We start from the raw sequence: 6,750 nt of genomic DNA, 5'->3' as shown, positions 1-6,750 counted from the left end.
GTCCGCAGCGAAAAGGGCATCCGTTTCGGTGGACGCCCTCTCCCAGTCGCTGTGTGATCACCCAACCCGGTGAACGTTCCCGGTCACCGCACTAGCTCGGTACTCCGTGGGTGTACGGGCAGTCAGCTGTCGGAACGCGGCGTTGAACGCCGACAGTGAGGTGTAGCCGACCGTGAACGCAATCTTGGTGATCGGAGTATCGCCCGCAGCCAGTTCTTCGATCGCACGCAGGACCCGCATCCGGCGCAGGACTGCCCGCCACGTCATACCGGTCTCATCCTCGAAGCGCCGGGCCAGCGACCGTGGCGCCAGGCCCACCTCCTCAGCCACGTCCTCGAAGCGGAGCTCGCCACCGAGCCGCTCCTCGGTCAGCTGCAAGGCTCGACGTAGTTCCGATGATCGTCCCGCTGGCACGACGACTGGACTCGGCCGCTCGGCGAGCCGCCAGCACACCGCGCCGAGCGCGGTGAAAAGCGTCTCGGCGTACGCCGTGAGAGGTTCGTCGCTCTCGCCCCAGGTGCCGCACTCGTTGACCAGTGCGCGGGCCAGAGGGCTGAGGTCGAACACGGTCAACGGTGCCGGTGGGGCCGCAGTGAATCGGGTGTCAAACAGCACGGACGCGGTCGTGACCGGCTGCGGGATGCTCACCTTTATCGCCTGGCCCGCCTCGATCAGGGCGGCCCGTGCCGGCGGCAACAGCCATGCCTGGCCCTGCGCCTCGAGCCGGAGGGCACCGGCCGAGGCGCAGAGCAGGTAGTGGCGGTCCACTTCAAGCGTGCGGGCAGGCTCCTGCGGGAACGTGCGGACGAAGCTGTACGCCTTCCGGTTCATCCGCAGCCTCGCATGAACCAATCGTAGGGAGCCGCCATGACACCGGTCAGGCCACGGTCTCCAGCGGCTCCGCGCGAAAGCGCCGGCTCACCGGCGACCCGACCATCATCGGCTGAAGCATCTCACCAGAGCGTGCGAAGGAGTCCGACTTCAGGTAGCCGACAAACGACTCCTCGTCGTCCCACTCGTGGATCACGGTTACCCGGGTCTCGTCCTCCCGGGAGGCGTACACCCGAAAGGCAACGTTACCCGGCATCGCGCGCACCTCATCGCAAACGCTGTCGAGCTGAGCCAGGGCAGCCACACGGTCGGCAGCGGCGGTGTCGAAGTCGACAATGGCAATGATCACGAGGGCCTCCTGGATCGGGGCGGCGACTGCCGCTCGGGGATCTCCCGATCCTCACACCAACCCGGCCTGGCCGGCTTCCGCCAGCCGGACGCGTTCACGCTTCCAACGGACACGCCCACTCCCGACATCCCACGCCCTCGGCGGCACGCTCACCGGGGCCGTCATCGAGCCGACGTTCCACAACGGCGCTGGACGTCGCGGTCCGCGCAAGATCACTCTCAGCGCCAACGGCTGTTCTTGGGTTCCTCTACCCCGATGACGCCGAGCATGTCCTGTCAGCACGCGTCACGCGGGCGGGCCTGACAGCAGGTTGAACACGTGGATGGTGGAGCGTCCGACGCTGTACTCGGTGGCCGGGTCGGCGAGGGAGACGTCGCCTTCGGCGTAGCGGCGGCGGATGGAACGGCGTGCGGGTTCGGGGAGTTTGGGTTGCTTGCCGTTGAGCTTGCCGTTCTTCTTGGCCAGGGCCATGCCCTCGCGGGTGCGCTGGTGCCCGCCTCGAACTCCGCGGCCATCGCAAGGGTCTGGAGAAACAGTCGGCCGAACGGGTCATTCCAGTCGTAGACACTGGCACCCAGCCCGAACCGGACGCCGCGGCCGGACAGGTCGGTGAGCAGGTCGTTGGCTTCGGCCATGTCGCGGGCGGACCGGTCGAACTTGGTGACGGTGAACACCGACCCGTCCCAGACGGCGGCGAGGGCCTGGTCGTCACCCAGGCCGCGCCGGGCGGCGGCCGTACTGCCGCGCCGTCCGGTTGATCCGGAAATCGGTGACAGATCCGAAAACTCCCCTTTCAAGGGGATGTGATGTCAGTCTGGGGAGTGATGACCTGCGGACAGGCTTGCGATGACCATGTCATCGGATGACGCGCAGTTCAGTTCCCCCAGGAGGCATGTCGGTGCGGAGCATCGGAGCACGGTCCCAGGACGGGACGACCGTGGCGGAGTTTCTTCTCGACCGGCTCGACGCCATGGGTGTGGACGCGGTGTTCGGCATCCCGGGCGGGAACATATCCGCCTTCATCCAGGCCCTGCGCGGACACCCGAGGATCAGGTTCGTCATCGCCTCCCACGAGGGCGGGGCGGCCTTCATGGCGGACGGGTACGCGCGCTCGACGGGGAGGCTGGGCGTGTGCCTCGTCACCGCCGGCCCCGGTGCCCTCAACGCGCTGACCGGCGTCGCCTCCGCCCACCGCGACCAGGTCCCGCTGCTGGTGGTGGGCGGCCAGGTCCCGACGGACCGCTTCGGCCTGGGGGCCATCCAGGACAGCAGCGATCTGGGCGTCAACACGGCCGCGATGTACTCCCACGTGACCGGATACTCCACCGGCGTGAGCGACCCCGGCTCGTTCCCGCGCGTCCTCACCCAGGCGATCAACGTCGCCACCGGCCCCCGCCCCTGCGCCGCCTATCTGGCCGTCCCCGCCGACCTCGCCCGCAGACCCGTCGGGAACGAGGTCGGGACCGAGAAGGTCTCGGCGGCGCCGCGGCGGCCCACCGTGGATCTCGACCCCCGGGAGGCGCGGCGCGTCATCCGGACCCTCTCGCAGGCACGGCGCCCCTTGATCTTTCTGGGGGGCGGCGCGAGGGAAGCGCTGCGGTCCGGCCACTCCTCCTTCCGGCGGCTGGTCCACACGTTGCAGGTGCCCGTCGCGACCAGCCTGCGCGGCAAGGGCGTCTTCTCCGAGAGCGACGACCTGTCGCTCGGCGTGCTCGGGATGGCGGGCGCCGAGCGGGCGACGAGCTACGCGGCGGCGGGGATCGACGCCCTGGTGGTGATCGGCAGCGGGCTCGGAGAGTGGGCGACCAGGGGCTACGACCTGGCCTTCACCGGCGCCTCGACCTATTTCCACGTCGACCTGGACCCCTCGGTCTTCGGCCGGTTCCTCGAAGGCGGCGATCACCTCCACGTCGACGCCGAGGTCTTCCTCCGCGCCCTCTACCGCGAGCTGCCCCGCTCCGGCGAGGCCGCCGGAGCCGTCCCCGCCGCGGCCCGGCGCCCGCCGTACCGGCCGGTCCCGGCGGTGGGCGGGTCCGGCGTGTCCCCGGCTGCTGTGATGCTCGCCCTCAACGACCTGCTCACCGGCGAGGAGGATCTCTACGTCGACATGGGCAACTGCACGGCGTGGGCGACCCACTACCTGGTCGTGGACCCGCCGACCCGCATCTTCTACCCGTGCGGACTGTCCTCGATGGGCTGGTCGTGCGGCGCGGTCGTCGGCGGGAGGATCGGCACCGCGGAGCGCGCCGCGATCGCGCTGCTGGGCGACGGCTCGTTCCTGATGAACGGCAACGAGGTGCGGACCGCAGCGAAGAACCGGGTGGGGGCCGTGTTCGTGGTGCTCGACGACGGCTATCTCGGCATGGTCAACCACGGCGAGCACGAGCAGAGCGGGGGTGCCTTCCCCCTGGACGACGACTACTACGGCCTCGGGCCGGTGGACCTCGTCCAGTTCTCCCGCGCGCTCGGCGCCGACGCCCACCCCGTCGGCGACGTCGCCGCGTTCCGGGAGGCGATGCGCGCGGCCCGGGCCGCGGCGGCCGAGCGGTCCCGGCCACAGGTCGTCGTCGTCAAGACGGACCACCGGGTGAGCCCTCCCTACGGGGAGCGGTTCACCGCGGTGGCGGGGGACGCGTGACGGCCGGGGGGCCGCGCGCCGGGATCGGCATCGCCGGTCTGGGGTCGGCCCTGCCGGGGACGTCCGTGGCGGCGGGATCCACCGCGTCCGCGCCGTCGGCCGAGAGCGCGCTGTTCAGCGGGGCCCGCACCCGCCGGGTCCTGGGGCCCGGGGAGGCGGTCGAGGACCTGGCGGTGTCGGCCTGCCGCCGGGCCCTGGAGAACGCGGACGTCGCCCCGGAGCAGGTCGACGGCCTGTACGGCTACATCACCGTCCCCGAGTACCTGAGCCCGAACGGGCTGTTCCGCGTCCACCGCGACCTGGGGCTCGGACGCCACGCGCTCGTGGTGCCGATCAACTGCGAGTTCGGCACCTTCGTCATGGCGCTGGCCCTGGGCTGGGAGGCCATGCGAGGCGGGCGTCTCACCCACACCCTCGTGACCGTGGGGTCGAACTGGAGCCGCCACGTGGACAGCCGGAACCCGCACGCGGGGACGATAGGGGACGGCGCGGGCGCGGCCGTGCTCCGCCGCTCCACGCGCATGGTGATCCTCGACTGGATCTCCGACACCAACAGCGCCGAGTACGGCGCGATGACGATGGCCGCCCGCCCGGACGACGGCGGCACGGCCCGGCCCACCTACCGGATCGAGCCCGACTCCGGGGTGACGGCCTTCCGGTCCTCGGGGATGGACGGGCCTCCTGACCTCGTCGAGCGGTTGCTCAACCGCAACGGGATCACCGCCGGGGAGGTGACGGTGATCGGTCACCAGGCCTCCGACGTCCTGATCGACCACTGGAAGGAGCGCCTGCGCCCGGCCCGCTACCGCGACACGCTCAGCCTGTACGGCAACCTCACCGTGGCCTCCGCCGCCGTGACGCTCGACGCCTCCGCCGATGCCCTCGACACGCCGTATCTGGTCGTGTTCGGCGTGGGCATCGGCTCGTACCAGATCGCGATGCTGATCAGACGGTAGGACCCGGCGCCGGGCCGGCCAGCGGAGGCCCCGCCGCCGTCAAGCCGTCGGCCTGGCGCCGGGAAAGTCAGCAAATCTGGAGAAGCCGGCCTCAGGGCCTCCTCGCCACAATAGGCATTCGGCTCGACAATGCCGCCGCGGGAAATGCGGAGCGAGGGAGGGTCCGCCACGGCATTCGCGGCGGACATACGGTCGTGATTTCCGGGATCGAGGTCTGCACATGGCAACCGGGACAGCTTCAGTGAGCTCTTCTCCAGTCCGGATATCGGCCCTCAACAGCCGATATCACCAGGCCGCATTGGGCCTTTATCTGCTGATAGTCGTGGCCCACTGGGCCGAACACGTCGCCCAGGCGATCCAGATCTACGTCCTGGGCTGGCCGCTCCCCGAGGCGCGTGGCGTGCTGGGCCTGCCGTTCCCCTGGCTGGTCAAGTCCGAGTGGATGCACTACGGCTACGCGCTGCTGATGCTGGTCGGCCTGATCATCCTGCGTAAGGGCTTCACCGGCAGGTCGCGGACGTGGTGGAACGTGTCACTGGCCATCCAGGTGTGGCACCACTTCGAGCACCTGCTCCTGCTCACCCAGGCGCTCACCGGCTCGAACCTGCTGGGCCGCCCCGCTCCGACCAGCATCATCCAGCTCATCGTGCCGCGCGTGGAACTGCACCTGTTCTACAACGCGATCGTCTTCCTGCCCATGGTGGTGGCGATGATCCTCCACCGGCGTCCCCGCACGTCCGAGCGCGCCGAGATGCACTGCGGCTGCGCCGTCCCCGCCCACGGGTGACAGGGAATGGCAGGTGGACGGACGGTCCGCGGCCCTGCCGTCCCGGCCACGGCTCCGAGCCTGATGATCGTCGGTGACTCGATCAGCCACGGCCTGGAAGGCGACTACACCTGGCGGTACCGGCTGTCCCGGAACTTCGACAAGCACGACTTCCCGGTCCGCTTCGTCGGACCGGGGAGGGGCACCTCGGTGCTGCCGCCGGACCGGCCGGACGACCGCCCGGCCGGTCCGGCCTGCGCGGCCTGCGCGGCAGAGGCGGCGGGGGTGGCGTGTACGGCCTGCGCGGCCGGTGCGGCGTGTACGGCCTGCGCGGCCGACCCCGTCCACAACGGCCGTTACCGGCCGGGGATCGGCTTCGGTGGCAGCAGGCACCACGCGAGGTGGGGCCGCCGGCTCCACGAGGCCAAGGATGACATCCGGGAGACCGTCGCCGCCCACGCCCCCGGCTATCTCATGGTCGAGCTCGGGTTCAACGACCTGGCCTGGGGTGTGTCCGGCCCCGACCGGCTGAGGGCGGACGTCGAGACCTTCGTCCGGCGGGCCCGTGAGGCCGATCCGGACATCCAGTTCCTGATCGCCAACGTCGTCCATCGCACACCGCTGGACTCCAGCCCCGGCCTGCCGGACATCATCACCTCCTACAACGAGGCGCTGCCGGCCACGCTGGCCGCGATGTCGACCGCCCGGTCGAGGGTCGTCCTCGTCGACCTCGACGGCGCCTACGATCCCCACAACGACGCCTACGACGGTCTCCATCCGAACAGCATCGGCGAGTTCAAGATCGCGAAAGCGTTCGCCGACGCCTTCTCGTCGGCGTTCGCCCACGGCCGGGTGGATTTCCTCGACCCGATCCCCCGCACGGCCGATCCGCTCGTGATCTCCGCGCCGGCCGGCATCACCGCCACCCCGCACGGCTCGCACATCAGGGTCTCGTGGCCGCACGTGTTCGGCGCGAGCGGATACTGGCTCTACTGGCGCGACGCCACCGTCGGGCAGGGCTTCCAGCGGTCACCGCTGCCGATACTCGCCGACAGCGTGGCGGCACCGGCCCAGGCCGGGCACATCTACGAGTTCATGGTCAGCGGCGCACGCGGGTCCCAGGAGACTCCGGCCACCGAGATCGCCGCCGTCGTCCTCGACGGGCGGCCGGCGCTGTCCCTGACAGGCGGTCAGGCGGGGCGCTGAGCGG

General features: G+C 70.5%; 7 protein-coding genes and 1 pseudogene. 4 read left to right on the top strand and 4 right to left on the bottom strand.

Annotated elements, in window-relative coordinates:
* Positions 1 to 57: 57 nt before the first annotated feature.
* The 4 genes and pseudogenes from ACZ6R6_RS13910 to ACZ6R6_RS13895 form a co-directional block, all read right to left on the bottom strand.
* Complete coding sequence (locus tag ACZ6R6_RS13910; RefSeq protein WP_470093205.1) at positions 58 to 831, bottom strand: AraC family transcriptional regulator; 774 nt, start codon at positions 829 to 831, stop codon at positions 58 to 60.
* 46 nt (positions 832 to 877) lie between these two features.
* Entirely contained in the window at positions 878 to 1,180 is a 303-nt protein-coding gene (locus ACZ6R6_RS13905) for a putative quinol monooxygenase (protein WP_470093203.1), read from the bottom strand.
* A 285-nt stretch (positions 1,181 to 1,465) separates the two neighbouring features.
* Entirely contained in the window at positions 1,466 to 1,651 is a 186-nt protein-coding gene (locus ACZ6R6_RS13900; RefSeq protein WP_470093225.1) for a hypothetical protein, read from the bottom strand.
* A gap of 83 nt (positions 1,652 to 1,734) precedes the next feature.
* Positions 1,735 to 1,977 (bottom strand): annotated as a pseudogene (locus tag ACZ6R6_RS13895) (recombinase family protein); the annotation flags it as partial.
* 101 nt (positions 1,978 to 2,078) lie between these two features.
* Here ACZ6R6_RS13895 and ACZ6R6_RS13890 point away from each other — a divergent pair.
* From ACZ6R6_RS13890 to ACZ6R6_RS13875, 4 genes are all read left to right on the top strand, one after another.
* A complete protein-coding gene (locus ACZ6R6_RS13890; protein WP_470093201.1) occupies positions 2,079 to 3,818 on the top strand; it encodes a thiamine pyrophosphate-binding protein in 1,740 nt (579 codons plus the stop codon).
* A complete protein-coding gene (locus tag ACZ6R6_RS13885; protein WP_470093199.1) occupies positions 3,815 to 4,774 on the top strand; it encodes a hypothetical protein in 960 nt (319 codons plus the stop codon). The genes ACZ6R6_RS13890 and ACZ6R6_RS13885 overlap by 4 nt, the downstream gene beginning before the upstream one ends.
* Before the next feature lie 322 nt (positions 4,775 to 5,096).
* Positions 5,097 to 5,561, top strand: coding sequence for a hypothetical protein (locus ACZ6R6_RS13880; RefSeq protein WP_470093197.1), 465 nt, complete (start codon positions 5,097 to 5,099; stop codon positions 5,559 to 5,561).
* Positions 5,562 to 5,567: 6 nt separating this feature from the next.
* Positions 5,568 to 6,746, top strand: a complete 1,179-nt coding sequence (locus tag ACZ6R6_RS13875) for a GDSL-type esterase/lipase family protein (protein ID WP_470093195.1) — start codon at positions 5,568 to 5,570, stop codon at positions 6,744 to 6,746.
* Positions 6,747 to 6,750 lie beyond the last annotated feature (4 nt).

Source organism: Streptosporangium sp. NPDC048886 (assembly GCF_055586905.1).
Note: the sequence above shows the minus strand (reverse complement) of the source record. Positions and strands in the feature narration are given on the sequence as shown.

Excerpts from the sequence above, each read along its gene's own strand:
- ACZ6R6_RS13900 (WP_470093225.1), bottom strand. The coding sequence starts at position 1,651 with ATGGCCCTGGCCAAGAAGAACGGCAAGCTCAACGGCAAGCAACCCAAA.
- ACZ6R6_RS13910 (WP_470093205.1), bottom strand. The coding sequence starts at position 831 with ATGAACCGGAAGGCGTACAGCTTCGTCCGCACGTTCCCGCAGGAGCCT.
- ACZ6R6_RS13875 (WP_470093195.1), top strand. The coding sequence starts at position 5,568 with ATGGCAGGTGGACGGACGGTCCGCGGCCCTGCCGTCCCGGCCACGGCT.